21 protein-coding genes are annotated in these 26,137 nt (G+C 71.7%); 11 read left to right on the forward strand and 10 right to left on the reverse strand.

All coding sequences use genetic code 11. The annotated features are described in order from the left end of the window. Positions 1 to 126 precede the first annotated feature (126 nt). Positions 127 to 3,117 carry a beta-galactosidase gene (locus AAFF41_RS16840; protein WP_319743970.1) on the forward strand — a complete coding sequence of 997 codons (2,991 nt, stop codon included), beginning with the start codon at positions 127 to 129 and terminating at the stop codon, positions 3,115 to 3,117. Here the strand turns inward: AAFF41_RS16840 and arfA are convergent. The 9 genes from arfA to AAFF41_RS16885 all read right to left on the reverse strand — a co-directional run bounded on the left by arfA (position 3,110) and on the right by AAFF41_RS16885 (position 12,366). Beyond that, the gene (arfA, locus tag AAFF41_RS16845; RefSeq protein WP_343324153.1) at positions 3,110 to 4,615 is read right to left on the reverse strand and encodes an arabinosylfuranosidase ArfA; all 1,506 of its coding nucleotides are present in this window, start codon (positions 4,613 to 4,615) and stop codon (positions 3,110 to 3,112) included. The two genes, AAFF41_RS16840 and arfA, sit on opposite strands and share 8 nt — an antisense overlap. A gap of 119 nt (positions 4,616 to 4,734) precedes the next feature. After that, positions 4,735 to 5,703, reverse strand: coding sequence for an arabinan endo-1,5-alpha-L-arabinosidase (locus AAFF41_RS16850; protein WP_319743974.1), 969 nt, complete (start codon positions 5,701 to 5,703; stop codon positions 4,735 to 4,737). A 39-nt stretch (positions 5,704 to 5,742) separates the two neighbouring features. Beyond that, positions 5,743 to 6,600, reverse strand: coding sequence for a carbohydrate ABC transporter permease (locus AAFF41_RS16855; protein WP_054233582.1), 858 nt, complete (start codon positions 6,598 to 6,600; stop codon positions 5,743 to 5,745). Then, positions 6,597 to 7,547 carry a carbohydrate ABC transporter permease gene (locus AAFF41_RS16860; RefSeq protein WP_319743976.1) on the reverse strand — a complete coding sequence of 317 codons (951 nt, stop codon included), beginning with the start codon at positions 7,545 to 7,547 and terminating at the stop codon, positions 6,597 to 6,599. The genes AAFF41_RS16855 and AAFF41_RS16860 overlap by 4 nt, the downstream gene beginning before the upstream one ends. Continuing rightward, positions 7,544 to 8,932, reverse strand: a complete 1,389-nt coding sequence (locus AAFF41_RS16865; RefSeq protein WP_319743978.1) for an extracellular solute-binding protein — start codon at positions 8,930 to 8,932, stop codon at positions 7,544 to 7,546. The genes AAFF41_RS16860 and AAFF41_RS16865 overlap by 4 nt, the downstream gene beginning before the upstream one ends. Before the next feature lie 191 nt (positions 8,933 to 9,123). Next, positions 9,124 to 9,999, reverse strand: a complete 876-nt coding sequence (locus AAFF41_RS16870) for an SMP-30/gluconolactonase/LRE family protein (protein ID WP_319743980.1) — start codon at positions 9,997 to 9,999, stop codon at positions 9,124 to 9,126. Further along, positions 9,996 to 10,772 (reverse strand): IclR family transcriptional regulator, encoded by a 777-nt coding sequence (locus AAFF41_RS16875; protein ID WP_343324154.1) that lies wholly within the window; start codon positions 10,770 to 10,772, stop codon positions 9,996 to 9,998. The genes AAFF41_RS16870 and AAFF41_RS16875 overlap by 4 nt, the downstream gene beginning before the upstream one ends. Positions 10,773 to 10,933: 161 nt before the next feature. Beyond that, entirely contained in the window at positions 10,934 to 12,178 is a 1,245-nt protein-coding gene (locus AAFF41_RS16880) for a PucR-like N-terminal domain-containing protein (protein WP_075026883.1), read from the reverse strand. A 35-nt stretch (positions 12,179 to 12,213) separates the two neighbouring features. After that, positions 12,214 to 12,366 (reverse strand): hypothetical protein, encoded by a 153-nt coding sequence (locus AAFF41_RS16885; protein WP_167552120.1) that lies wholly within the window; start codon positions 12,364 to 12,366, stop codon positions 12,214 to 12,216. Between the two features lie 292 nt (positions 12,367 to 12,658). On the opposite strand from AAFF41_RS16885, the gene pgfA reads away from it, so the two are divergent. From pgfA to AAFF41_RS16935, 10 genes are all read left to right on the forward strand, one after another. Further along, positions 12,659 to 13,636, forward strand: a complete 978-nt coding sequence (gene pgfA / locus AAFF41_RS16890; RefSeq protein ID WP_319743984.1) for a cell envelope lipid trafficking protein PgfA — start codon at positions 12,659 to 12,661, stop codon at positions 13,634 to 13,636. Between the two features lie 275 nt (positions 13,637 to 13,911). Beyond that, positions 13,912 to 15,063 carry a glycosyltransferase family 4 protein gene (locus AAFF41_RS16895; RefSeq protein WP_343324155.1) on the forward strand — a complete coding sequence of 384 codons (1,152 nt, stop codon included), beginning with the start codon at positions 13,912 to 13,914 and terminating at the stop codon, positions 15,061 to 15,063. 5 nt (positions 15,064 to 15,068) lie between these two features. Next, positions 15,069 to 15,848, forward strand: a complete 780-nt coding sequence (locus AAFF41_RS16900) for a class I SAM-dependent methyltransferase (RefSeq protein WP_319743986.1) — start codon at positions 15,069 to 15,071, stop codon at positions 15,846 to 15,848. Continuing rightward, a complete protein-coding gene (locus AAFF41_RS16905; protein WP_343326302.1) occupies positions 15,845 to 20,386 on the forward strand; it encodes an alpha-(1->3)-arabinofuranosyltransferase domain-containing protein in 4,542 nt (1,513 codons plus the stop codon). Before AAFF41_RS16900 ends, AAFF41_RS16905 begins: the two co-directional genes overlap by 4 nt. Then, the gene (locus AAFF41_RS16910; RefSeq protein ID WP_343324156.1) at positions 20,383 to 21,789 is read left to right on the forward strand and encodes a condensation protein; all 1,407 of its coding nucleotides are present in this window, start codon (positions 20,383 to 20,385) and stop codon (positions 21,787 to 21,789) included. The genes AAFF41_RS16905 and AAFF41_RS16910 overlap by 4 nt, the downstream gene beginning before the upstream one ends. Continuing rightward, the gene (locus tag AAFF41_RS16915; protein ID WP_319743990.1) at positions 21,786 to 22,556 is read left to right on the forward strand and encodes a class I SAM-dependent methyltransferase; all 771 of its coding nucleotides are present in this window, start codon (positions 21,786 to 21,788) and stop codon (positions 22,554 to 22,556) included. The genes AAFF41_RS16910 and AAFF41_RS16915 overlap by 4 nt, the downstream gene beginning before the upstream one ends. Positions 22,557 to 22,571: 15 nt before the next feature. Beyond that, positions 22,572 to 23,477 (forward strand): hypothetical protein, encoded by a 906-nt coding sequence (locus AAFF41_RS16920; protein ID WP_319744521.1) that lies wholly within the window; start codon positions 22,572 to 22,574, stop codon positions 23,475 to 23,477. Beyond that, positions 23,474 to 23,725, forward strand: coding sequence for a Trm112 family protein (locus AAFF41_RS16925; RefSeq protein ID WP_319743992.1), 252 nt, complete (start codon positions 23,474 to 23,476; stop codon positions 23,723 to 23,725). The genes AAFF41_RS16920 and AAFF41_RS16925 overlap by 4 nt, the downstream gene beginning before the upstream one ends. Further along, entirely contained in the window at positions 23,722 to 24,594 is an 873-nt protein-coding gene (locus tag AAFF41_RS16930) for an FkbM family methyltransferase (RefSeq protein WP_343324157.1), read from the forward strand. The genes AAFF41_RS16925 and AAFF41_RS16930 overlap by 4 nt, the downstream gene beginning before the upstream one ends. Beyond that, the gene (locus AAFF41_RS16935; protein ID WP_343324158.1) at positions 24,563 to 25,168 is read left to right on the forward strand and encodes a hypothetical protein; all 606 of its coding nucleotides are present in this window, start codon (positions 24,563 to 24,565) and stop codon (positions 25,166 to 25,168) included. Before AAFF41_RS16930 ends, AAFF41_RS16935 begins: the two co-directional genes overlap by 32 nt. On the opposite strand, the gene AAFF41_RS16940 is transcribed toward AAFF41_RS16935, so the two are convergent. Beyond that, positions 25,149 to 26,063 (reverse strand): ATP-grasp domain-containing protein, encoded by a 915-nt coding sequence (locus AAFF41_RS16940; protein ID WP_343324159.1) that lies wholly within the window; start codon positions 26,061 to 26,063, stop codon positions 25,149 to 25,151. The genes AAFF41_RS16935 and AAFF41_RS16940 overlap by 20 nt on opposite strands. Between the last annotated feature and the right edge of the window lie 74 nt (positions 26,064 to 26,137).

Raw genomic sequence — 26,137 nt, forward strand, 5'->3', positions numbered from 1 at the left:
CGCCGAGCCCCTCATGCGGCCGTGGGAAGACGCACCGCTGTGGACAATGGCCGCACCCTCCCCCAAGTTCTCGGGTTCGCTCGAGCAGGGGAGGGGACGCCCACCGCTGTCCCCGAAAGGCCCCGCATGGTGTTGAGCAGACGTACCTTCAGCGCACTCGCCGGCACCACCGCGCTCGGACTGACGCTCAGCGGGAGCGACGGCGCCTTCGCCCGCGCGAGCACCCCCACCGGCCCGGCACCGGAGCCGCCCGGCGCCGACGGCACTCGCCACACCGTGGGTTTCGACAAGTACTCGATGCTGGTCGACGGCAGCCGGGTCGTCCTGTGGTCCGGCGAGGTCCACCCCTTCCGGCTGCCGAGCCCCTCCCTCTGGCGGGACGTCCTGGAGAAGCTGCGGGCCCACGGCTACAACACCATCAGCGTCTACGTCTCCTGGAACTACCACTCCCCCGCGCCCGGACGGTACGACTTCACCGGCGTCCGCGACCTCGACCTGTTCCTGCGCACGGCCGCCGAGACCGGCCTGTACGTGATCCTGCGGCCCGGCCCGTACATCAACGCCGAGGTCGACGCGGGCGGCTTCCCCGGCTGGCTGACCGCCACCCGGGGTACCGCCCGCACCTCCGACCCGACCTATCTGTCGTACGTCGACGAGTGGCTGACCGCCGTGAACCGGATCGCGGTCCGGCACCTCTACACCCACGGCGGCGGCACGATCGTCCTCTACCAGCTGGAGAACGAGTACGCGAACAACGTCACCAGCCCCCGCGGGCGCGACTACATGGCCCACCTCTACGCCAAGGTCCGCGCCGACGGCATCGACGTGCCGCTCTTCCACAACGACAAGGGGCGCAACGGCTACTGGGCTCCGGGAACGTTCGACACGGGCGGCGAGAGCGGCCGCTATCTGTACGGCTTCGACGGCTACCCCTCGCCCTTCGCACCGCCGCCCGACTGGGGCTACTACGGCATCGGCGGTACGAAGGGCGGCTCGACGGCGAGTCCCGAGACCCCGGGGCTGCTGGCCGAGTTCGGGGGCGGCTGGTTCGATCCGTGGGGCGGGGTGGAGTTCGACGGGAAGGGGTACGCGGAGTCGGCGCGGACCCGTGACGCGGCGTACGAGCGGCGTTTCTACCTCACCAACCTCGCCAACGGCATCAAGGTCCACAACGTCTACATGACGTTCGGGGGGACCTCCTGGGGCTGGCTGCCCGCGCCGGTCGTCTACACCTCGTACGACTACGGCGCCGCCCTCGACGAGGCCCGCAGACCCACCCCCAAGCTGGTCCCCATGCACCAGCTCGGGCAGCTCCTGCACTCCGTGCCCGACCTCGCCAAGCTGGACCGGGCGGCCGACATCCAGGTCGGCGCGAAGGGCGGCGCGTCGGGGGAGGCCGCCGGGATCACGGCGTACCACCTGGTCAACCCGGACACGAAGGCCCACTTCCACATCCTGCGCAACGACCGGGCCGACGACGTGCTCGCCACTGTCCCCCTCGCCGGAGTGAACGTTCCGCTACCGGTACCGGTCCCCGGCCTCGACGCCCGGCTGCTCGCCACCGGTCTCCCGCTCGGGCGGCGGACGTTGAGGTACTCCAGCGCCCAGCCGATGCTGTGGCTCACCGCCGGACGGCAGGACGTCGCCGTGTTCACGGGGCGCAGGGGGGAGGCGACACAGACGGCCGTCGAGTGCGCGAGCAAGCCCACGGTCACCGTGCTGGAGGGGAAGGCCGACCTCGCGTACACGTCCGGCGCACTGCGCGTCGGCGCCGAACTCGACGGTCTGACCCGGGTGTTGGTGGAGGGCGGCGGCACGGACGCCCCCTTCCTCCTGTTGCTCGCCGACGACGAGACGTCCGTACGACTGTGGCGCCACGAGACCCCGTCGGGGCCCGTGCTCGCGTACGGCCCGGCGCTCCTGCGCACCGCCGCCCTGCGCGACACGACCGTCCATCTCACCGGGGACACCGTCGAGGCGGCCGACCTCGAGGTGTGGGGGCCGCGCGGGATGAGTGAAGTGGTGTGGAACCAGGACAGGTTGAAGGCCCGGACGACCACCTCCGGGAGTCTGCGGGCCGAGCAGCGGCTGCCGGGGGTCGCGGCGGTCCACCTGCCCGCGCTGGACAATTGGCGATTCCACACCGAGAACCCCGAGTCGGACGCCGGGTTCGACGACTCCGCCTGGAAGGTCGCGGACAGGACCTCCTCGTACAGCACCACCCCCGTACCGGCCGGGCAGCCCGTCCTCTTCGCCGACGACTACGGCTTCCACTACGGAGACGTCTGGTACCGGGGGCGCTTCACGGACGCAGGCGCCGCCGGCTCGCTGTCCCTCTCGTACGTCACGGGCACACAGGGGCTGCTGATGGCGTGGCTGGACGGGAAACCGCTCGGCGCTCACCGGATGCCGGTGCCGGACAAGTCGACTGTGCGGAAGGGCACTTGGTCCGCCACGGCCACCTTCCCCGTGCGGTACGCGAGCGGACCGCACGTCCTCTCCGTCCTCGTACGCCGGATGCAGCACGACATGGACGGCGCGGCGAAGGACACGCACAAGGCCGCACGGGGCCTCACGGCGGTGACGTTCACGGGGGCGAGCCCGACCGTCACCTGGCGGATCCAGGGCGAGGCGGCGCCCGACCCGGTGCGGGGACCGCTCAACCATGGCGGGCTGTACGGGGAACGGCAGGGCTGGCATCTGCCGGGGTTCGCCGACGGCGGCTGGAAGGCCGTGGACTTCCCGCGGGCGACGCGCGGGCAGGGAGTCGCCTGGTACCGCACCGGGTTCCGGCTCGCGATCGACCCGGGCGTGGACGCCTCGATCGGGCTCACCCTCACCGACGACCCGGCCCGCGCCTACCGCGTCCAGATCTTCCTGAACGGCTGGAACATGGGCCAGTACATCAACGATGTCGGCCCCCAGCACACCTTCGTCCTGCCCAACGGCGTCCTGCGCACCCGGGGCGCCAACACCCTGGCCCTCGCCGTCCTGTCCGACGGCACCACCCCGGCCGGTCCCGGCGAGGTGAAGCTGACGCTGATGGGCAGCGCGGCCGGAGGGGTACCGGTGACACCGGTGGACTCCCCCGGCCGCGCACACGCGCGCGCTAGCTGAGCCGGATCACGTTCCAGGACAGCGGCTCCAGGACGGCGGTCAGGGTGCCGTCGTCCTGGAGGGTGGTGCCCTCGACGGGGTGCGGGGTGACCCGTTCCTGGTCCTGAAGGGTGTTGCGGGCGTCGGGGTCCGCGTCGGCGACCGCGCTGTGCTCGACGACCGTCGTCGACCCCAGCCGGTTCAGGGCGACTTCGAGCGGCAGCGGCTCGGTCTGGCTGCGGTTGACCGCGAAGACGGTGACCGAGCCGTCCTCGGCACGCACGGCGGTGGCGTGCAGCAGGTCGACCTCCCCGTACTTCTTCGTCTCGTACGTCGGCGACACCGCGCGGACGTCGAGGACCTCCCCGCGCCCGTACTTCGCCGCCTGCGCGAACGGGAAGAACGTCGTCTGCCGCCAGGCCGCGCCGCCCGGCTCGGTCATGATCGGCGCGATGACGTTGACGAGCTGGGCGAGACAGGCGACGGTCACCCGGTCCGCGTGCCGCAGCAGCGCGATCAGCAGGGAGCCGAAGACGACCGCGTCCGTGACGCTGTAGACGTCCTCCAGGATGCGCGGGGCCTCCTGCCAGTCCTCGACCGGATGCGGGTTCGGCCGGCTCTGGTACCAGACGTTCCACTCGTCGAAGGAGAGGTTGATCTTCTTCTTCGACTTCAGCCGGGCGCCCACGTGGTCGCAGGTCGCCACCACGTTCTCGATGAAGGACTCGGTGTCGACGGCGGAGGCGAGGAAGGAGTCGCGGTCGCCGTCGGTCTCCTCGTAGTAGGCGTGCAGGGAGATGTAGTCGACGAGGTCGTACGTCTCCGCCAGCACCGTCGCCTCCCACGCGGCGAACGTCTCCATGCTCTGCCCCGACGATCCGCACGCGACGAGTTCGAGGTCCGGCTCGATCTGGCGCATCGCGCGGGCGGTCTCGGCGGCGAGACGGCCGTACTCCTCCGCCGTCTTGTGGCCGGTCTGCCAGGGCCCGTCCATCTCGTTGCCCAGACACCACAGGCCGATGCCGAAGGGCTCCTTGTCGCCGTGCGCCACCCGCAGGTCCGAACGGGCCGTCCCACCCGGGTGGTTGGCGTACTCCTGGAGCTCCAGGGCCTCGGCGACCCCGCGCGTGCCGAGGTTGATCGCCATCATCGGCTCGGCCTGGGGGCCGATCTTCCTCAGGAAGGCGATGTACTCGGACAGGCCGAAGCGGTTGGTCTCGGTGGAGCGCCAGGCTAGGTCGAGGCGGCGGGGCCGTTCCTCCGCGGGGCCCACGCCGTCCTCCCAGTTGTAGGCGGAGACGAAGTTGCCGCCGGGGTAGCGGATGGTGGTGACGCCCAGTTCGCGGACCAGTTCCAGTACGTCGGTGCGGAGGCCTTCGGCGTCCGCGGAGGGGTGCTCGGGTTCGTAGATGCCGGTGTAGACGCAGCGGCCGAGGTGTTCGACGAAGGAGCCGAAGAGGCGGGGGTTGACCTCACCGATGGTGAAGGCGGGGTCCAGGGCGAAGCGGGCGGTACGCATGATTTCCTTTCGAGTGCGCCATTGGTGGGGGGTGGCTTGTGTTGCGTGGGCGAGTGCGGGTTTGCTGTGGCTGGTCGCGCCCACGCGGCGGAGCCGCACATGGATGCAGCCCCGCGCCCCTAAAGGACGCTTGGCCAGCCGTCTTTCGTCCAGCTGAGCCTGTTCAGCCCCAGCTTGGGCGTGCCCGAGTCATCGGCGTCGTAGTAGTGGTACGCCAGCCAGTCCTGGCCTCGGTCGTGGAAGACCGACTCACCACCGGTGCCGATGTACCTGCCGTGTCCGGCCAGGAGGAGGTCGCCGCCGCCCTCCAGCATCGGCTTGCCCGTGCCGTCCGCGTAGGGGCCGGTCACCGACGTCGACCTGCCCACCCGGATCTTGTAGGTGGAGTTCACGCCCGCGCAGCAGGCGTCGTAGGAGGCGAAGAGGTAGTAGTAGCGGCCGTGTTCGACGATGTACGGGCCCTCGACCGCGTACGGGGCGTCCGGGCGGGTGGCCAGGTGCTCCACGGGTGTGTCGGCGATCGCCTTGCCGGTGCCGGGGTCCAGTTCGACCATGCGGATGCCCGTCCAGTACGAGCCGAACGCCATCCACAGCTTGCCGTCGGCCCGGATCACCGCCGGGTCGATGGCGTTCCAGGCGTCGGTGGTCCGGGAGGTGAAGGCCGGACCGTGGTCGGTCCAGGTGCCGGGCATGCCCGTCTTCGACGTGGCCACGCCGATCGCCGAGTGGTTGGTGCCCCAGGAGGAGACGGCGTAGTAGAGCCAGTACCGGCCGTCCCGGTAGGAGAGGTCGGGGGCCCAGGGGTCGGCGGTGGAGTTGTAGTCGTACCACCAACTCGGCGGCGTGGTGAAGGCGTTGCCCGCGTCGTCCCAGTGGTGGAGGTCGGTGGAGAGTCGCGCGCCGATGACTCCGCCGGTGGAGTAGGCGACGTAGCGGCCGTTCCTGAGGTGGGTGACCGTGGGGTCGTGGATGATCTGCCGGCCGGTGAGCGGGAGGGGGTCGGGGTAGGTGACGTCGGCCGACGCGGTGGACGGGAGCAGGGCGATGGTGGCCGCGGCGAGCAGCGCGGCGAGTCCGAGGCGCTTCAACTCACTCTCTCCTCATGGCTGTTGTGCCTGTCATGCCCGTTACTGGCCGGCCAGACCCGTGTGGGCCACGCCCCGCACGATCTGGCTCTGGAAGAAGACGAACACGACGATCAGCGGAAGTCCCGCGATCAGGCCGCCCGCCATGAGCTGCGGCCAGACGATGCCGAAGGCGTTCTGCACGGTGGCGATGCCGTTCGGCATGGTCATCAGGTCGGGGTTGTTGGTCACCATGTAGGGCCACAGGAAGTTGTTCCACGAGGCGATGAAGGTGAAGATCCCGACGGCCGACAGCGAGGGCTTCGAGAGCGGCAGGACGAGGGTGAAGAAGATCCGCCAGCGGCCCGCGCCGTCGATGAACGCCGCCTCCTCCAGCTCGCGGGGCAGCGACTGGAAGAACTTGTAGAGGATGTAGACCATCGCGGCGGGGGCGCACTGCGGCAGGATCATGCCCCAGTAGGTGTCGACCATGCCGAGCGACTGCACGGTGGTGAAGAGCGGGACGCCGAGGATCGCCGGGGAGAACATCAGGCCCGCCATCGTCACGGCCATCAGGACGGACTTGCCGCGGAACTCGGTGCGGGCGAAGCCGTATCCGGCGAGGGAGGCGACCAGCAGCACGATGAAGGTGACGCAGACCGACACGACCAGCGAGTTGACGAACCAGTTGGGGATGTTGCCGGCCTCGAAGACCTTCCGCCAGGAGTCGAGGGTGAAGTCCTTGGGGATCCAGTGCGGCGAGGCCACCGATTCCGCCGGGGTCTTGAGCGACGTGGACAGGGCCCACGCCAGCGGCGCCATCCAGATCACCGACAGGGCGAGGGCGACGACCGTCAGGGCGATCTGCGCGGGCGTCCAGGTGCTGCGGGGTTTACGGAGGGTGGGAGACGGCGTGGTCATCGGGAGATGCCCTCCTCTCGGCTGCGGAGCAGCCACATCCGCCCGAGGGCGACGGCCGCGATGATGAGGAACAGGACGAAGGAGATCGCGGAGGCGTAGCCCACGCGGTAGCTGGTGAAGCCCTGTTCGAGGGTGTACTGGACGAAGGTGCGGGTCGATTCCTCCGGCCCCGGGCCGAACTGGTACATGACCACCGCCTGGTCGAAGACCTGGAGCGAGGCCAGGATCTGCAGCGCGATGACGAGGCCGGTGATGTTGCGCAGGTTCGGCACGGTGATGTGGAGCATGCGTTGGAAGGCGTTGGCCCCGTCCAACTCCGCTGCCTCGTAGAGGTGTTGGGGGATGTTCTGGAGAGCGGCGAGGAAGAGCAGGAAGGAGAACCCGACCGTCCACCACAGGGTCGCGACGACGACGGCGAGCAGGGCCGTGGACTTCTGGGTGAGCCAGGGGGTGGTGAGGCCGAGGACGTGGTTGACCATGCCGTTGGTGGGCTGGAACAGCCACCACCACAGGTTGCCGATGACGGCCGAGGGCAGCAGGAACGGCGCGAAGAAGCACAGCCGCCACAGCCACTTGAAGTGCACGGTGTGGTGGGCGATCAGCGCCATCAGCAGGGCCACGACGACGATGCACGGAACGACGTACAGGGTGAACTGGACGCTGTGCCACAGCGAGTTCCACACCAGGTCGTCCTTGAAGGCCTCGCGGTAGTTGTCGAGGCCGACGAAATTGGTGTGGTCGCCGGAGATGTTGGCGTCGGTGAGACTGAGGTAGAGGCCGCGGACGACCGGCAGCAGCACGAAGAGCCCGTACAGGACGAAGAACGGGGCGACGAACCAGCCGCCGTGCTGGAAGCGACGGCCCCAGCGGACGCGGGCGGAGTCGGCGGCGGTGGTCGCGCGGGGGCGCAGGGTGGCGGCGGCGACCGTGCTCGTGGCGCTGCTCATGCGCCTGCTCCCTTCAGCTCCTGGGCGGCCGTCCTGCCGTCCATGGGGTTCTTCATGGCGAGCAGTTGCCCCAGGGTGGACTTCATACGGCGGGCGGCCGCGGCCGGCTTCGCGGAGCCGAGGTTGGAGGAGGCGACGATGGGGCCGACGCGCTGCGCGAGGACGCCGGTGGAGCCGGCGAACCAGATGTGCGGTTCGGTGGCCGGGTGCTCCATGGCGGGCCTGGAGTACTCGTTCTGCGGGCTGAGCTTGAGGTACGCGGGGTCCTTGAAGGTGGGCAGATAGGCGGGGACGTGGCCGCCGATGGCCCAGGTGGTGGCGTGGGTGACCATGTAGGCGGCGAGCCGGTAGGCGCCCTCGTCGGCGGCGCCGCCGCGGCCGGACTGGTGGGGCAGGATGAAGGAGTGCGACTCGGCGTGGGTGGCCGGTTTCCCGAACACCGGGGGCAGCGGCTGGGCGCCGAAGTCGAGCTTCTCGCCGTTGAAGTACGGCACCGACCAGTTGCCCTCCCAGGTGAACGGTGACCCGGCGAGGAAGGCCTCGCCGTCGGCCTCGCCGACGGTGACGTAGCCGTCGGTCACGTGCTTGCGGAAGAACTCCAGGACCTCGGTGGCCTTGTCGGTGTCGAAGGTGACGTCGGTCTGGTCGTCGTTGAAGTAGCCACCGCCGAGCTGCTGGTAGAAGGCGACGAAGAACCACCAGGCGAAGTTCTGGTCGCTGGCGTGCAGGCCGAGGGTCTGCTGCCCGTTCTTCAGCTGCTTCTTGGCCGCCTTGAGGATGCCGAACCACTCGTCGGTGGAGCCGGCGGCCGGCAGCCGGCCGTCGGCGTCGAGGAGCCCGGCCTTCTTGCAGACGTCCTTGCGGTAGAAGCAGAGCTGGACGTGGATGTCCAGGGGCAGCGCGTAGAGCTTGCCGCCGACGACGCCGCGCTTCCACAGCACGGGGTTGAAGTCGGTCTCCCGCACGCCGTACTTGGCCAGAAGGTCGATGTCCCAGGGGTCCAGAAGGCGGCCGGGCGCGAACCCGGGGACGCGGCCCTGGTGCATGACGGCGAGGTCCGGTGCGCGGTTGCCGGCCGCGGCCATGGCGAGCTTGGTGTAGTAGGGGCCGCCCCAGGTCAGGGTGGAGTCCTTGACCGCGATGTCCGGATGTTCCTTGCGGAAGGCGTCCACCATCGCGACCTGGTTGGTGCCGTCGCCGCCCTGAAAGAGGTTCCAGTAACGGACCCGGGTGCGCGCGCTGGAGGCGAGCGCGTCCGCGCCGGTGCCGAGCGCGGCGAAGCCGAGGCTGCCGGCGACGGTCAGGCCGCCGAGCGCCGCCAAAACGTTCCTGCGGTTCAGGTTTCCACGGTTCGGATACCCGTCGTTCAGGTCAGGTCGTCCCATGCCCTGCCCTCACTGTTCGAGATTCACTGTTCGAAATTTCGTTGATCGCTCGTAACTTCGAACGGGACCGTAGATAGGAAGCGCTTTCTCGTCAATGGTTTGCACAAAAATCGAAGGTCCCCGTCCGGTGGTCGAGACAACCGGACGGGGACCTACGAGGAGAAAGACGGGGACCTGCGAGGGGAAAACCGTCAGCCGGCGAACGGCGGCTGCGGCAGGCCCTTCCCCGCGCCGGGGACGACCAGCACCGAGCCGGAGAGCGGATGCGGCGCCTCCAGGCCCGTACACGCCGTGGTGATGTACAGGTCGGTCAGGTCCGCGCCGCCGAAGGCGCAGGCGGTGGGGCGCGGGACGGGGAGTTCCACGACCCGGTCCAGCTCGCCGTCCGGTGTGTAGCGGCGGACCGCTCCGCCGTCCCAGAGGGCCACCCAGACGCAACCCTCGGCGTCGACGGTGAGCCCGTCGGGCCAGCCCGCGCCCTCTTCGATCACGGCCAACGGACGCCTGTTGAGGGGGAGTCGACCGTCACCCACATCGAAGACGTCGACGCGGCGGGTCGGGGAGTCGACGTAGTACATCAGCCGGCCGTCCGAGCTCCAGCCCGTTCCGTTGCTGACGGCGACGTCGTCGAGGAGCGGGGTGACCGTGCCGTCCGCGGTGATCCGGGACAGGGTGCCACCGCCCGGGGCCTCGTCGTACCGCATGGTGCCGAAGAGCAGCGAGCCGTCCGGGGCGACCGCGGCGTCGTTCGCGCGGCGGCCGGGGACGGGGTCGCGGTGCAGCCACCGGAAACCCTCGGCGCCGCCGTACGTCGCCACGCCGTCCCGGAGATTGACGACGAGGCCGCCGCCCGCGCGGGGCTTGGCGGCGCCCACGTGCTGCTCGGTGACCATGACCGTGCGGCGCCCGGAGACGGGGTCGTACGTGTGGACCCGGGAACCGAGGATGTCCACCCAGATGAGCCGCTGCGCGTCCGGATCCCAGGTCGGGCCCTCACCGAGGGCCGCCTCGGCGCGGATCGCGACGTCGAAGGCCGTGCCGCCCGTGGTGCCGCTCGCCCCGGTCATCCCCCCACGCTCCGGTGGCCGAGCCGCTCGGACAGCTCGACGGCGCCCTTCGCGGCGAGCTGCTCCAGCTCCAGGCGGCGCTCGTCGCTCCAGCGGATCATCGGTACGGAGATGGAGAGGGCGGCGACGACCTGGCCCGTACGGTCGCGCACCGGGGCGGCGACACAGCTGACGTCCGGGTTCGACTCACGGCTCTCCACGGCGACGCCGCGGCGGCGGATCTCGGCGAGGGCCTCGCGCAGGGCGCCCGGCTCGGTGATGCTGTTCGGCGTCATCGCGACCAGGTCCGCGTTGTCCGGGATACGCGAGGTCAGCTCGACGTCGGGGAGCGAGGCGAGCAGCATCTTGCCGACGGAGGTGCAGTGGGCGGGCAGCCGCCGGCCCGCCGCGGACACCATGCGCACGGCGTGCGTGGAGTCGACCTTCGCGATGTAGATGACGTCCGTGCCCTCCAGGATCGCCACGTGGACGGTCTCGTCGCAGGTCTCGGCGACGGACCGGGCGACCTGCTGGCCCTCGGCGGCGAGGTCCAGCTGCTCGGCGTACCTGCTCCCGAGCTGGTACGGGCGCACCCCGAGGCGGTAGCGTCCCGGCTGGCCGGGAACCTGCACGATGTACGAGCGGGCGGCGAGCGTGGTGACCAGCTCGTGCACCGTCGTCCGGGGAAGCCGGAGCTTGCGCACGATGTCGGGGGCGGAGAGCGTCCCGTCCCCGTCGAGGAAGAGCTCGAGTATGTCGAGAGCTCGGGTCACGGCAGGTACGAGGCGTCCCACAACCGGCCCCCTCCCTATGTTCGAAATTTCAACAGCCGATCGGCATGACGAACACAGGCTACTCATAGTGCTCTTGCACGGGCAATGGGTGGGTATCTGTGAGGTGCAGGGGGTGACAGTGCACCGGCGTGCGGGCAGAGCCGGCCGCGCGCGACGGGAGGTCAGCGGCGGGGGTGGGGATCACCCAGTTCACCGCGGAGACGCTGCGCGCGGAGGACCAGCTCCAGCTCGAACCGCCGGTCCGGATCGTCGATCTCGTCACCCCACAGCTCCCTGATCTGGCGGAGGCGGTAGCGCACGGTCTGGGGGTGGACACCGAGCCGCGCGGCCACCTCCGGCGCGCCGCCGCGCGTCTCCAGCCATGCCAGCAAGGTCTCCGCGAGACGCCGCCCGTGCGTCGGCCCGCAGTGCGCGAGCGGCGCCAGGCAGCGCAGGGCGAGGTCGTCGATCAGCTCCTCGGGCTGGAGGAGCACCAGGGCCTCGGTGTGCTCGGTGCAATGCAGCACCTCCCCGGCGGGCAGCAGCCGCCGCTCCATCAGTCGTACCGCCGCATCCGCCCAGCGCAGCGACTTCGCCGCGTCGGCCAGCGGCACCGGCGGTCCGATCGCCCCGGACCACCCGGTCAGCGCCCGGTGCAGCAGCTCCGGCCGCCCGGCGGCGTCCGGCTCGGGAACCACCATCCGCGGCTGCTCGTACTCCATGTCGAGCAGCACCCCCTGCCCGACGGCGGGCGCCACGGCCTCCCGCGCCGGCCGCAGCAGCACCCCGACGGCGACCTTGTCCGGCAGCGGCCAGCCGATCCGCGCGGCCCGCTCGACGAGCGCCTCGGCCGGGTCGCCCCGGTGGTGGTGCTCGGCGAGCAGCAGCTCCATCAGACGGCGCTGGAGGCGGAGGCGCTCCCCCGCCTGCCGGGCCGCGGCCTCGGCGTAACCCCGTACGGACTGGTCCACCAGACCGTCCAGGTACTCGTATCCCGCGTCGACGAGCTCGTACATCGCCGGTGGCGGGATCTCGACCCGCTGCCCGATCTCCGCGAACCGGCGCCAGGCGAGGCGGACGCCCAGCCGGTAGATCGCCTGCAGTGAGTCGAGGCTGCGGCCGTGCAGTCCCTCGCCGCGGCCGAACTCCTGGAAGACCTCGGGGTGGACGCGGGGTCTGCCCTCCGCCGTCTCCAGGTGCTGCACGAAGACCTCGATGGCCCGGCGGATGCCTACGAGGGCCATCGGCTCACCGGAGTCGTCGAGGACGAGGGGCAGGTTCGGGTACTCGTGGCGGATCTCCCGGAGGATCTCCTCGGCGAGATCCGGCGCCTCGGCGAGGGCGATCGCCGCGAACTGCCGCACCTGGGCACGGGGGACGTCATGCCAGGCCGAGCGTATGGCGACGGTCCCGTGGCCGGCCTGCACCTTCCGGGCCGCCTCCGGCGCGCTCCGCGGCACGGTCAGTGCTCCTGGTCGGCATGTTCGTACGTGATCAGGGGGGTGTTCGGCTGATCGGGGGTCGCGTCGAGCAGCGCGACGATGCCGAGTGCGGCACCCACGGCGAGCGCGGCGGCGGCAGCGACGGTGAGTACGGCGGCCAACAGTCTGGACATCGCAGGGTGAGCCTCTCTGTCGGAGGTCGTCCCCACCCGTTCCGTGATCCGCGCAGCCCGTTTCGCCGGTCCCGTCCGGCACGTCCTCAGTCTCGACAATGCATTGACACCCCGTCAAGGGTGCCCGTACGGTTCCCGGCCCATACCGCACGTGCACTTTCCCTCCTGGTGTCGACGCACCCGTATCACCGCGTTCCCCCCGTATCACCCGCATCACTCGTGACCGGCCGTGATCAGCCGTGAGCCGTGATCACTCGTGCGTCGAGCCTCCTCACGCCCCTGGAGTGCCCGGATGCGCCGGAAACCCTCGCCCTTCGCACTGGTCCTGCTCGGCCTCGGCACGTTTCTGCTCGTACTGGCCCCGATGCTCGCGTGGTACGTGGAACCGCGAGCCGCCGTGAACCCCGTCGACATCGACACGACCGCCGTCTACACCGGCACGGGCGCCTATTTCGACACCGCCCAGATCCAGACCCTGTTCGACAAGCGGATCACCATCACCCAGCAGGTCAGAGGCGATGTCGCCGACAGTGAGCACAGCGGGCGCGCCGTCTGGGACGTGACGACGACGGTCGACACGGACAAGTCGCTGCCCGCGGCCGACCCGTACGACGCGCTGGAGTTCTTCCCGAACCGCTGGGTCACCGACCGGAAGACCAACCAGCCGGTCCACTGCTGCCAGGAGAACCCGCGCTTCGAGGGCGACGCCTACCTCAAGTTCCCCTTCGACGTGCAGAAACACGCGTACCGCTGGTGGGACAACTCCCTGGGCGCACCCATCACGCTGGCCTACCGGGGCACCAAGAAGATCCAGGGCTACACGGGTTACCGCTTCACCGGCACGGTCCCCCCGACGAAGATCGGCACCCGGCTGGTGCCCGGCAGCATCGTCGACCAGCCCGGCCGCCCCCAGGTGCTGGCCGAGGAGTGGTACTCCAACCACGGCATCGAGCTGGTCGTCGACCAGCGCACCGGCCGGGTGCTCTACGCCCAGGTCGGTCCGCGCAGGACGCTGCGCGCCCCGGGGTCCACGTACGACTCGACGCTGCTCCTGGACGCCGACAAGCTGGCCTTCACCACGGCCACCCAGAAGGACCAGGTGAAGCAGGCGAAGAAGGAGAGCGGTCAACTGCTCCTGCTGGGGCAGACGTTGCCGACAGGTGCCGGTGTGCTCGGGTTCGTCCTCGCCGCCGCGGGGGGCGTTTTGGTGGTACGAGGGCGACGGGATCCGGGTTCGCCCGATAACTCCCCTTCACCACTCATGATGTGATGGGCCGTCAGCTCCACAAAGCCCGGAATTTGTCACCCCGGTGAGTAGCAGCTTCCCAGCGCCGGGCGAAAACTATCCACCCCCACCCGAGCACAGCCCGCCCACACTCCCGATACAGCCGGCACCCACATCCCCCACAGATCGGCAGATTCACCCTCCATCAGATCGGCGAATTCACCCTCCCGGATCGACGGCTTCACCCTCGAAGCGACCGACCCTCCCTACGCCCCACCCCCCACGCTGAGTTCCGCACCCTGAGACGAGTTGGAGCACCCATGCCCCAGCACGTGCCCTCCCCGCTGCGCGCCGCGGTCCCGCGCGACGCGCAGTCCCTCCCGGCGCTTCCCCCACAGCCGCGCCGCATCGTCTTCCTCGCCCACCGGGACCTGGGAAACCGGTCCGCGGGCGGATCCGAGATCCTCGTCGACCGGCTCGCCGAGGGACTGACCTCGCTCGGCCACCAGGTCACCCTGGTGTGCGGCGGGCCCGCCGCCTACCACGACTACCGGGTCGTCTCGGCGGGCGGCGACCTGGGCCACTTCCTGCGCGCCCGCTCCGCCTTCCACCGTCAGGTCGGCGGCTGCGACCTGCTGGTCGAGGTCTGCAACGGCATGCCGTACCTGGCACCGCTCTGGCACCACGGCCCCACCCTGTGCCTGGTCAACCACGTCCACACGGACCTGTGGCGGATGCGGTTCGGCGGCCCGCTGGCGCCCGCCGCCCGGATCGGCCGAAGACTCGAACACTGGGCACTGGCGGGCGCGCAGCGCGGCAATCTGCTGGTCGCCGTCTCGCCGTCGACGGCCCACGCGCTGCGCGCGATCGGGGTGCAGCGGGAGCGCATCCGGGTCGTGCACAACGGGGTCGAGGAGCCGGGCCCACGCGCCGAGCGCTCGCCGGAGCCGCTGTTCGTGGCGATGGGACGGCTGGTCGAGTACAAGCGGATCGATCTGCTGCTGCGGCTGTGGGAACGGGTCCGCCCGGTCACCGGCGGCCGGCTGGTGATCGTCGGCGACGGTCCCGAGCGGGAGAGACTCCACCAACTTGCAGGCGTCGGTGTGGAGTTCGCCGGACGTGTCTCGGAGGCCGAGAAGCACCGACTGCTGTGCGCCGCGTGGCTGCTGCTGCATCCCTCCGCCGTGGAGGGCTGGGGGCTGGTGGTCACGGAGGCGGCGGCGCGCGAGACCCCGGCGATCGCCTTCGACGTGCCCGGGCTGCGCGACTCCGTGGTCGACGGCGAGACGGGTGTGCTGGCGCGCGGTGAGTCCTCCTTCGCGGCGGCCTGGTGCACCCTTGCCCTGTCCACCCACCGCCGCACCCTCATGGGCAAGTCCGCCCGCGACCGCGCGGCCCAGTACCGCTGGACCAACACGGTGCGCCAGTTCAGGGCGGTGGCCACGGAGGCGGCCACCACCTGGCGGAGGTGACGCCCATGGACGGCGACCCCGAAATACCCCGCCGAGCCCGCACCAAGAGCGCACCTCCCGTCTGGAAGGACCCCTCCTTCCGGCGTTCGGTCGCGCTGTTTCGGGCCTTCATGCGGGAGCAGGACGATCCCGAGGGCTGCTACTCGTTGCTGGCCCGTGACGCCGCCGATCAGGTCGAGGCGTACGGCGGCGTCGAGGGACGTACCGTCGTGGACGTCGGGGGCGGCGGCGGGTACTTCACCGCGGAGTTCCGGCGGCGTGGGGCGCACGCGTATCTCTTCGAGCCGGACCTGAGGGAGTTGGGGGCGAAGCCCGACGGCTCGGCGGTCGTCGCGGACGGGTATCTGCTGCCGCTCGCGGACGGGGTCGCCGACGTCACCTTCTCCTCCAACGTCCTCGAGCACGTGGCCGATCCGCAGACGTTCCTGAGCGAACTGGTGCGTGTCACCCGGCCCGACGGGCTGATCTACGTCTCGTTCACCAACTGGCTCTCCCCCTGGGGCGGTCACGAGTGGGCGCCCTGGCACTACCTCGGCGCGGAGCGGGCGCGGGCCCGCTATCACCGCCGTACCGGAAAGCCCGCCAAGCACACCCTCGGCGAGAACCTGTTCGCCGTGCACATCGGCCCCACCCTGCGGCAGGTGCGCGCCCGCGACGACGTCACGGTCGTCTCGGCGCGTTCCCGCTACTGGCCCATCCTCGCCTCCGCCGTCACCAGGGCGCCGGGGCTGCGGGAGTTCGCCACCTGGAACCTCCTCCTCATCCTCCGGCGGTGTCCACCATGACGACCACGGTCCAGGCTCCTCCCCCGGCGGCCGTCCGCCCCGTCTCGACCACGTCCGGCCCCCCGCACGGGCCACGGTCCAGGCGCTGGCTGCTGGGGTTCTGGGCCGTGGTGTTCGTGCTGTTCCTGGCCGTGCACCCCGGACGCATGACGTTCGACACCAAGCTCGGTGTCGCCCTGGACCCGTGGCAGTTCCTGTCCGACCTGGGTCAGTTGTGGCACGACCGGGGCGGCTTCGGCGGCATCCAGGACCAGTACGTGGGTTACGTCTGGCCGATGCTGCCGTTCTACGGCCTGTGCAAGCTGATCCACCTCCCGGTGTGGCTGGCGGAACGGCTGTGGCTGTCGATCGTCGTGTCCGTCGCCTTCTGGGGCGCCCTGCGGCTGGCCGAACGGCTGCGGATCGGGAACGGTTCCTCCCGGCTGCTCGCCGCCGTCGCGTACGCGCTCTGGCCGGTCTTCACGATCGTCGTCGGCTCGACGTCCGCCGCCGCGCTCCCCGGCGCCCTCCTCCCCTGGGTCCTGCTCCCCCTCACCGACGAGCGCTACAGCGCCCGCGTCGCCGCCCTCCGCTCGGCGCTCGTCGTCCCCTTCATGGGCGGTGTGAACGCGGCGGCGACCCTCGCCTCGCTGCTCCCCGTAGGGCTGTATCTGCTGTCCCGTCCACGTGGACCCCGACAGCGCAGACTGATCACCTGGTGGGTACCGGGCGTGATCCTGGCGACGGCCTGGTGGGTGATCCCGCTGCTGATGCTCGGCGTCTACGGCGAGAACTTCCTCCCGTACGTGGAGACCTCGGGGACCACGACCGCCACCATGTCGGCCACGGAGTCCCTGCGCGGCGCCGGGAACTGGGTCGCGTACCTCCACTTCGGCGAGGCCTGGCTGCCGGCCGGCTGGACCGTCGCCGCCTCGGTGATCGTGATCGTCTGCTCGGCGCTCGCGGCGGGGCTGGGGCTCGCCGGGCTCGCCAGACGTGACATGCCCGAGCGCCGCTGGCTGGTCCTGACCGTGCTGTCGGTCGCGCTCCTCACCCTCGCGGGGTACGGCGGCGCGTTCGGCGCGCCCTTCCACGGCGTCGTCCAGGACTGGCTGAACGGCTGGCTGGTCCCCTTCCGCAACATCTACAAGTTCCAGACGGGCCTCGCCCTGGCGCTGGTGTTCGGCCTCGCGCATCTCGTCGGGGTCGCCGCCGAGCCACGCGGAGCCCGTCCCGTACGCGGTCGCCGCTACGCTCCCCTCGTCGCGGCCGTGCTGATCCTGCCCGGCCTCGCCTGGCCGTACCTCAACGGGTCGATCCTCAACCCGGGTTCCTTCCAGCAGCTCCCCAAGTACTGGCAGACCACCGCCGACTGGCTGAAGAAGTACTCCCCCGACTCCCGTGCCCTCGTCGTCCCCGCCACCGCGCACGGCCTCTACACCTGGGGCTCCCCCATCGACGAACCCCTCGACGTGCTCGCCGACTCCCGCTGGGCCGAGCGGGACTACGTCCCCTTCGGCACCCCCGGCAACCGGCGTGCCATGGACGCCGTCGAGGAGGCGCTCATGACCGGCAGCGACGTCCCCGGCCTCGGGGACTACCTGAGCCGCGCCGGGGTGTACTACGTCGTCGTCCGCAACGACCTCGACCCGGACCAGGTCGGTTACGTCCCGACCCAGACCGTGAAGCGGACCCTGGAACAGTCGGGCTACCAGCGGGTCACCGGCTTCGGGCCGGTCGTGACCGGCGGCCGGATCGCCCACCACGCCCCGCTCCAGGTCGAGGGCCTCTACCCGCGCGAGCGCGCCGTCGAGATCTACGAACCGGCGAGCAACGGCGCAACGCGCCCCGGGCAGGCGGGGCTGAGCGCCATCGCGGACACCGCCGTCGTCTCCGGCGGCCCCGAAGCGCTGCTGCCGCTGGCCGCCGACCCCTCGATGCGCGGCCGTCCCGCCGTCCTGACCGGCGACAACCATCCCGGCCTCGGCACCGCGGCGGTCCAGGTGCTCGGCGACGGGCTGCGGCGCGCCGACACCCGCTTCGGCCTGGTCAACTCCAACACCTCGTACACGTACACGCCCGACCAGCGCAACGACAGTGACAGCGCCCAGGACGCCGGCAAGAAGCCGCACCAGATCCTGCCGACCAAGGGCATCCAGCACCAGACGGTGGCCGAGCTGCGCGGCGCCCGCTCGGTGACCGCCTCCTCCACCGGCAACTGGCTCTTCCACCTCCCCCAGTACGACCCCGTGAACGCCTTCGACGGCAACCCCGACACCGCGTGGACGGAGGGCGCGTCCGGTTCCGCGAACGGGCAGTGGCTGCGGATCCGCTTCGAGGGGTCCCTGGACATGCCGAAGTCCTTCAAGGTCACCCCGCTGCCGCAGGACGGCATGCGGTCCGCGGCGACCCGGGTCCGGGTGGAGACGGAGAAGGGCTCGGCCACCAGTTATCTCGAACCCGACGGCATGACCCAGTCCGTCAAGGCGCCCGTCGGATCCACGAGTTGGATGAAGCTGACGATCGTCGGCTCCACCGCGCAGCGCGCCGGCCTGACCGGCGCGGGCTTCTCCGAGATCGCCCTCCCGAACGTCCAGGTCACCCGCCTCCTGAAGCTGCCGACCGACGCCGCCGGCTCGGACGCCGCCGCCGAGATCGTCTCCCTGCACCGCACCACCGACCCCACCGGTCTCGCCCCCACGGGCACGGAGGCGGGCCTGCACCGCACCTTCTCCACCTCGACGGCGGGATCGTACGAGGTGCGGGCGAGCGCCGTCGCGATCACCGGCGACGCACTCGACAAGCTGCTGTACGACGTCTCGCCCCACCAGCCGAACCGCATCGTCGCGACGGCCGACTCCACGACGGACCTCGGCCCCGGCCTCGACGCGCGCAATCTCACGGACGGCAACCTGACCACGGCGTGGATCGCCGGGGACAGGCCGACGATCCATCTGAGCTGGCCCGACAAGAAGCCCGTCTCGTCCATGGTCCTGGCCGCGGCCGGAGGCCTCTCCACCCGCCCGACGAAGATCGAGATCCGCTCCCCGGACGGGGACACCGTGGCCGACGTCGACGAGAACGGCTGGGCCCGCTTCGACCCGATCACCACGAACCACCTCGACATCACCGTCACCGAGACCGCGCCGCTGACCCTCCACAACCCGGTCGCGGGCGCCGATCTGCAACTGCCGGTCGGGCTGACGGAGGTGTACCTCCCGGCCCTCGCCGAGTACCGCACCACGCAGGCCGTGGAGACACAGGAGTTCTCGCTCGCCTGCGGGAAGGGGCCGACGCTCGCGGTCGACGGGAAGCTGTACGCGACGAGCGCGAAGGGCACCGTGGGGGATCTCACCGAACGGCGGCCGATCCAGCTGACGCTGTGCCAAGAGGGTTCCTCTAGCCCCGCGTTGGACCTCGGATCCGGCTCGCACCGGGTCGAGGCGGGTGACGCAGGGCCCCTCGCGGTCACGGACGTCACCCTCACCCGCGGGACCGTCGAGGCCGTCGCGGGTGCCGGACGCTCCCTGCGGATCGTGGACTGGCTGGGCGACCGCCGCGAGGTGAAGGTCGGCTCCGGCGCCGCCTCGTACCTCACGACGTACGAGAACTACAACGACGGCTGGCAGGCCACGCTGGGCGGCAGGAAACTGACGCCCGTACGGCTCGACGGCTGGCAGCAGGGCTGGCGGATCCCGGCCGGCGCGGGCGGCACGGTCAAGGTGTCGTACGAGCCCTCGACGACGTACGAGGCCGGGCTGATCGGCGGCGGGGTCGGCGTGGCGGCTCTCGCGGGCCTCGTGCTGTGGCGCCGCCGCGAGGCCAACCCCGACGCGCCGCAGCCGACGGCGCCGGACGCCGGGCTCTGGCTCGGCACGGTGGCGCTCACCCTGGTGGGCGTGGTCATCGCGGGACCGTTCGCGCTGCTGGTCCCCGCGCTGGCGCTGCTCGCCCGGAAACGGCACGCGCTCCTCGTGCCGATCGCGTTCCTCGCGCTCGCCGGGGCGGGGATCGCCGCCGCCACGGGCGCCGGGTCGCCACCGGGCGCGGGCGAGGGCGCGTTCGGGCCCGCGGCGCAGTCGCTGGCGTTGATCGGGTTGTTCGCGGGCCTGGTGAGCGTCCAGGAGCCCGGGACCCGGCCGGCACCCCGGGCGTCCGGCCCGGTCCCGGTCCCCGGTTCCCAGGCCCCGACGGCACCACTCCCCCGACGCCGCCGCGGCAAGAACGGCGGCGCCGGGGCGGCACCGGCTACGGGAGCCACAACGGTCGGGGAGGCACCGGACGGCGAACCCGGGTCGTCCGAGCCGACCGGAGCCGAGCCCCTCACACCGGCCCCCGGGCCCGACCGTGCCTCCAGCCCGACCATCTCCGCACGCGGCCCGGGTTCCGCCCCGCACGAGGCGGGCGCGGGTGACACGCGTGCGGGCGAGGCGGATGCGAGCGAGGCGGATGCGAGCGAGGCGGATGCGAGCGAGGCCGATCCGCCCACCGCACGGATCGCCTTCCGCAAGGCGGGGAACCCGGCGGACGACGACACGGGAAGGGGCGAACCCCGATGACCGCGCTGGAGCACCCGGCACGGGACGGTACCGACGGACCGTCCCGGCCCCCCGCCCGCGTGCCGTTCCCCGTCGTGGACGAGGTCTCCCGGCACTGTCTCCAGGAGGAGGAACCCGAGACCGTCCACATCGAGGTCCACCTCCCCGGCCGGCTGGACCCCGCCCGCCTCACCACGGCGTTCACCGAGGCCCTGCACCGTCACCCCCGCATCCTGATGCGCGAGGCCGCGGGCCCCTGGTACCGCCGCCGCTACGAGTGGGAACTCACCCCCGATCCGGACGTGGAGGTCGTCTCCTTCCCGCCACCGGGCCCAGGCGCCCTCCAGCACGCACGGACCCGCGCCCTGCTGACCGCCCCGCCGCTGACCGCCTCGCCGCCCATCCGCCTGGAGGTGGTCGACGGCGCGGGGCCGCCGGTCGGCAGCGAGGCGACGGACGCGGTGGGCACGGCGCCCCGTCGAAGCGCCGCGCCACGTGCCCACACCGGCCCCCGCCCCAAGGGCACCGTCCTCTTCCTCACCGTCAACCACACCGCCCTCGACGGCCCCGCCTGCCTCCGCGTCCTCGCCACCGCCGCGGAGCTGTACGGCGGCAAGGACAACTCCCCCACCGCACCCCCCGTACGACCGCCCGAGGCGGCGGCGAAGACCGTCCAGGTCGACACCCCGTCCACCTGGACCCCGCCCGCCCGCGTGGCCCGCGGCACCCCGGAGCCCTCGCCCGGAAACGGCCTCCTCGTCACCGAACTCGGCGTCCCGCACCGCCCCAAGGGCTCCCCGTACACCGTGAACGACCAGCTCATGGCGGCCACCGCCCTGATGATCACGCACTGGAACAGGGAACACGGCGCCCGCCCGCGCCCCCTGCGCATCACGATGCCGGTCGACGACCGCCCCCGCGGCACGGACATGCCCATCGGCAACGGGACACGACTCGTCGAAGTACCCTTCACCGTCGATGAGTTGGATGCCGGGCGGATGGACGAGCTGCTGCGCCGCACGGCGGAACGCACCCGCGCGCTCAAGTCGCTGCCCCGGCCCCAACTCGGCCACGGAGCGGCCCTCCTGACCGCCCCCGTGGTCCCGGTCGCCTGGCGTGCCGCCCTCACCCGGGGCCTGCGCTGCGCGGCGGGCCCCTGGACGTCGACCACACTGCTGAGCAACATCGGCCGCATCCCGTACGCGCTGGACTTCGGCGCGGAGGCGGGCCGCGCGCACGCGGTGTGGTTCTCGGCGCCCGCCCGGACACCCCGCGGCCTGACCGTCACCACGGCCTCCACCGCGAGCCGCCTCCACGTCGCCCTGCGCTGGTCGCGCACCCTGCTCAGCCACGGCGACGGCGCCCACCTCCGCGACCTCTTCGAGCACTATCTGCACGCGACGGAGGAGGACGGCAGCCGATGACGCCCACGACCTCGACCCCGACCACTGCCTCGGTGACGGCAACGTCCCCCGCCCGTCGGGGACTTCGCGACTTCTACGAGGATCCGAGCGTCCCCGTCGCCTCCGGCACCCCCCGCAGCCTGCGCCAGGCCCGGTTACTGGCCGCCGCGCTCGGCCCCGCCACGGCCGGCGCGCGGACCGTGCTGGACATCGGCTGCGGCGACGGCACCGCCGCCGCGACCGCGGCACCCCTGCTCGCCGGACACCGTCTTGTCGGCGTCGACTGGTCGCAGGACGCCCTCAGACGCGCCCACGCCCGGCTGCCGTACGCGATCCGCGGCGAACTCACCGACGGCGGGCTGCCGTTCGCCGACGCCGCGGCCGACGCCGTCCTGTTCAGCGAGGTGATCGAGCACCTCGTGGACCCGGACGGTGCCCTGGACGAGATCCGCAGGGTCCTGCGTCCCGGCGGCCACCTGATGCTCTCCACCCCGAACCTCGCCGCCTGGTACAACCGCGCCCTGCTGCTCGCCGGTGTCCAGCCCGTCTTCTCGGAGGTGAGCCTGCGCGCCATCCACGGCCGCCCGGGGCGGGAGGTCGTGGGCCATCTGCGGCTCTACACGGCCCGCGCGCTGCGGGAGTTCGTGACCGCGGCGGGCTTCGAGGTCGTACGGCTGAGCGGGGCGCCCTTCCACGGCGTACCGCGTCCGCTGCGCCCCCTGGACCGGCTGGCCTGCGCGGCGCCTGCCCTCTCCTCCATCCTGCTCCTGCACGCCCGAAGGACGTAGCCCATGTGGTGGGGAGTGGCCGCGGCCCTGCTGGCGAACGTCCTGTACAGCACCGGATTCGTCCTGGAGAAGCGCGCGCTCGCCGCACTGCCCGAGGTCGACGTCCGCCGCCCCGCCCGGCTGCTGCGGCTGGTGCTCGGCAGCCCGCTGTGGATCGGCGGTTCCCTGGCGCTGGCCTCCGGTTTCGGCGCCCAGCTCGCCGTCTACCGCACCCTGCCGATCGCCGCCGCCCAGGGCATCTTCGTCTCCGGGCTCGTGCTGCTGGTGCTGCTCTCCGCCCGGCTGCTCGGCGAGGAGACGTCGGGCCGCGAGCGGTACGCGCTCGGCGCGATCCTGCTTGCCCTGCTGATGGTGGTCCTCTCCCTGCGCGAGGGCGCGGACCGGGTCAGCCGCGGTGCGCCCGCGCCGCTGATCCTGACCGTCTGTCTGCCCTCGCTGGCGGCGGGCCTGTGGCTGTACGGGGCCGCCGAGCGCCGCGCGCGACACCGGCACCGGATGCCGACGGCGGGCGTCGAGTACGGCGTGGCGGTGGGCCTGCTGTACGGGGTGAGCTCGCTGGCCATCAAGGGCGTGTCGAGCTATCTGACGACCAGTGACCTGGCGGGGGCGGTGATCCACGTGCTCCGCTCCCCGTACCCCTATCTCCTGCTCTTCACCGGCGCGTTCGGCCTGGTCATGTCCCAGGCGGCGCTGCAGCGCTGCCGGGCCTCGCTGATCGTGCCGGTCTGCACGACGGTGACCAGCCTGTTCACGGCGGTGCTCGGCACGCTCGCGTTCGGCGAGGCACTGCCGCACGACCCGGTGCGGCTGACGCTGCGCCTGGCGGGCACCGCCCTCGCGGTGTCCGTGCTGCTGGTCATGCCCAAGCACGACGCGGCACCCCAACCCCCCATCGTGGCCAAGGAGCTGACGCCACCATGAACCCCGACGACCCGCTGTTGAAGATCCTGGCCTGCCCGCTGGACAAGGGCCCGCTGCACCTGCTGCCCCTGGGCGACGACGAGGCGCCGGACTCCGGGGCGGAGCCGAGCGCCGGGGAGGCGTTGTACAACCCGCGCCTGCGCCGCCGCTACCCGATCGTGGACGGCATCCCGCAGTTGCTGCCGTCCTCCGGGGAGCAGGTCACGGAGGACGAGCACGAGGAACTCCTCAAGCGGATGGTCCCGTGACGAGGACGACGAGGACTAGGAGGACGACAAGGACTACGAGAGCGACGAGGACGAGGAGGACCTGGGCCGCCCGGCTCGCTCCCCACCTCCCCACCCGCCTCGTCGCGGCGACCGCCCGGCTGGTCTACCCGCGCTTCGAACCCGAACTGGGCCGCCTCGCGGACCTCTGCCCGCCGGACTGCGGCACGGCGGTGGACGTGGGCGGCTGGTACGGCCCCTGGACCCACCGTCTTTCAGGCCTGGCCCACCGCGTGGTGACCGTCGAACCGGTCCCCCACCTGGCCGCACTCCTCTCCGCGACCGCCCCCTCCAACGTCCGCGTGGTCCGCGCCGCCGCCTCCGACCGTCCGGGCACCGCGCGGCTCTGGTTCCCGCCGGACGACGCGGGCGACCGCGGCGTGTCGTCCCTGGTCCGCCGGGACGTACACGCCCGCGCGCTGGAGGTTCCCTGCGTGACCCTCGACAGCCTGGGCCTCCACGACGTCGACTTCGTCAAGATCGACGTGGACGGCAACGAACTCGCGGTCCTGCGGGGCGCGAAGGCCCTCCTGACCCGCGACCGCCCGGCCCTCTTCATCGAACTGGAGTCCCGAATCCAGCCGATCGCCCCGGTGGTCGACCATCTCGCCGAGCGCGGCTACACGGGCTGGGTCCTGCCCGCGACCACCTGGTTGCCCCTGACGTCCTTCCCCCTGGAGGCCCACCAGGCACGCACCTCCCACGTGGCCGCCCGGGGCCTGCTGCGCCGCGTCCTGCCCCCGCGCGGCCCCCGTTACGTCAACTCGGTCCTGTTCCTCCCGGACGGCCGCCGACCGGGCCCCCTCCCGATGCGCGACCATGGACCCCATGCCCGCCAAGCGACCCGCTAGCCCCTTCACCCCGCTCGACTTCCAACTGGTCCTGCTGCGCCGCATGGCCGACCACAACCCCGACCTCGTCGAGGACGCCCGCCACGAGCTGGGCGTCTCCATCGCCGACATGCGGGAGGCGAACCGCCGCTGGCAGGCGATGCTGCACGCCCCGCGCTCCCGGGCGGCGACGTCTCGCTACCGCTCGATCCTCGGCGCCCCCGAGTCCGTCACCCCTCGACAGATCGGCGACCTGTCCTGCGAGGCCCTGCTCTGGACCGTCCCCCTCTGGCCCGACCTCCGCTTCGAGGTCCTCGTCGCCCCGAACGGCGTCGCCTGGAACGAGTGGCTGGTCCGCGCCCCCGGCGCGCCGAATCCCCGGCTGGAGACCCTCGACGACCTCAGCCCCTGGTCCTGCACGGTCGACGAGGTCGCCCGCGCCTTCGCCCCCGCCCGCCCCCTGGAGGGCACGGCCCCGACCCGCTGGGGCCTGGCGTTCACGGCCCCGGACGCGTCCGGAGTGCCGCGGGAGTGCGCGGCGGAGTTCACGTGGGGGTTGCTGCAGCGCGTCGCCGTCAGCGGAGAGCGGCCTTGACGACGGCCTCCGCGACCACGGGCACCGACTCGGGGTGCAGCCACAGAAACAGGTTCGGCTCGACGAGCTCCAGCTCCATGACACACGGGTTCCCGTCGTCGCCGTCGACGAGGTCGACACGGGCGTAGAGCAGCTCCGAACCGTCCGTCCTGCGCGGCACGGCCGCCAACGCGCGCTCCGCGACGGCGAGTTCGGCCGAGGTCGGCTGCCAGGGCTCCAGGCGGGGGTGCGCGACCTTGTCCGCGTCGTAGGCCGTGCCGGGCGCGAGGACGGCGCCCTTGCGGCTGGCGTGCAGGAGGCGCCCGCCGTAGTACTGGAGGGCGCGTTCACCCGCGGTGTCGATGCTGGTCAGATAGGGCTGGACCATGGCGGTCAGCCCCTTGCCGTGCATCCGCTCCAGCTGTCGCAGGGCCGTCTCCCGCTCCTCGGGCCGGTACCGGGCGGCGAGCCGCGCACCCGCTCCGGAGGTGGGCTTCACGACGTACTCGCGGTCGTCGGGGAACTCCGCGGGCGCACCCGGCGCGAGGTACCGGGTCGGCACGGTGGGCACCCCCGCCTCCGCGAGATCGCCGATGTACCGCTTGTCGGTGTTCCACCGCACCACCGCCGCCGGGTTCGCGAGCCGCGTCTGCTTCCCGCAGCGCTCGGCCCACGCCACGAACTCCGCCACCCGCCAGCTGTAGTCCCAGGTGGAGCGGATCACCACGAGGTCGAAGGCCGCCCAGTCGATGTCCGGATCGTCCCAGTACGCGACGACGGCCTCCGCCCCGGCGCCCTCCAGAGCCGCCCTCAGCACGGGCAGATCCCGGTCCAGGCTCTCCGCGCGCTCCTCGGGCCGGTAGGTGGCGAGCGCGATACGTGCGCGGGCGGCGGTGCGGGCCACGACGGACTCCATCCTCGTAACGGCTGATCCCCGGGGAGGCTAACAACCGCTGAGGCAACTCCGGCAACCCATTTGACCTTCACCTT

Origin of the sequence: Streptomyces mirabilis, from assembly GCF_039503195.1 — a bacterium.
Taxonomy (GTDB): Bacteria; Actinomycetota; Actinomycetes; order Streptomycetales; family Streptomycetaceae; genus Streptomyces; species Streptomyces mirabilis_D.

Coding starts and splice junctions, on each gene's coding strand:
- AAFF41_RS16840 (WP_319743970.1), top strand. CDS start 127: ATGGTGTTGAGCAGACGTACCTTCAGCGCACTCGCCGGCACCACCGCG.
- arfA (WP_343324153.1), bottom strand. CDS start 4,615: ATGCGTACCGCCCGCTTCGCCCTGGACCCCGCCTTCACCATCGGTGAG.
- AAFF41_RS16855 (WP_054233582.1), bottom strand. CDS start 6,600: ATGACCACGCCGTCTCCCACCCTCCGTAAACCCCGCAGCACCTGGACG.
- AAFF41_RS16860 (WP_319743976.1), bottom strand. CDS start 7,547: ATGAGCAGCGCCACGAGCACGGTCGCCGCCGCCACCCTGCGCCCCCGC.
- AAFF41_RS16865 (WP_319743978.1), bottom strand. CDS start 8,932: ATGGGACGACCTGACCTGAACGACGGGTATCCGAACCGTGGAAACCTG.
- AAFF41_RS16870 (WP_319743980.1), bottom strand. CDS start 9,999: ATGACCGGGGCGAGCGGCACCACGGGCGGCACGGCCTTCGACGTCGCG.
- AAFF41_RS16885 (WP_167552120.1), bottom strand. CDS start 12,366: ATGTCCAGACTGTTGGCCGCCGTACTCACCGTCGCTGCCGCCGCCGCG.
- pgfA (WP_319743984.1), top strand. CDS start 12,659: ATGCGCCGGAAACCCTCGCCCTTCGCACTGGTCCTGCTCGGCCTCGGC.
- AAFF41_RS16895 (WP_343324155.1), top strand. CDS start 13,912: ATGCCCCAGCACGTGCCCTCCCCGCTGCGCGCCGCGGTCCCGCGCGAC.
- AAFF41_RS16900 (WP_319743986.1), top strand. CDS start 15,069: ATGGACGGCGACCCCGAAATACCCCGCCGAGCCCGCACCAAGAGCGCA.
- AAFF41_RS16905 (WP_343326302.1), top strand. CDS start 15,845: ATGACGACCACGGTCCAGGCTCCTCCCCCGGCGGCCGTCCGCCCCGTC.
- AAFF41_RS16910 (WP_343324156.1), top strand. CDS start 20,383: ATGACCGCGCTGGAGCACCCGGCACGGGACGGTACCGACGGACCGTCC.
- AAFF41_RS16915 (WP_319743990.1), top strand. CDS start 21,786: ATGACGCCCACGACCTCGACCCCGACCACTGCCTCGGTGACGGCAACG.
- AAFF41_RS16925 (WP_319743992.1), top strand. CDS start 23,474: ATGAACCCCGACGACCCGCTGTTGAAGATCCTGGCCTGCCCGCTGGAC.
- AAFF41_RS16935 (WP_343324158.1), top strand. CDS start 24,563: ATGGACCCCATGCCCGCCAAGCGACCCGCTAGCCCCTTCACCCCGCTC.
- AAFF41_RS16940 (WP_343324159.1), bottom strand. CDS start 26,063: ATGGAGTCCGTCGTGGCCCGCACCGCCGCCCGCGCACGTATCGCGCTC.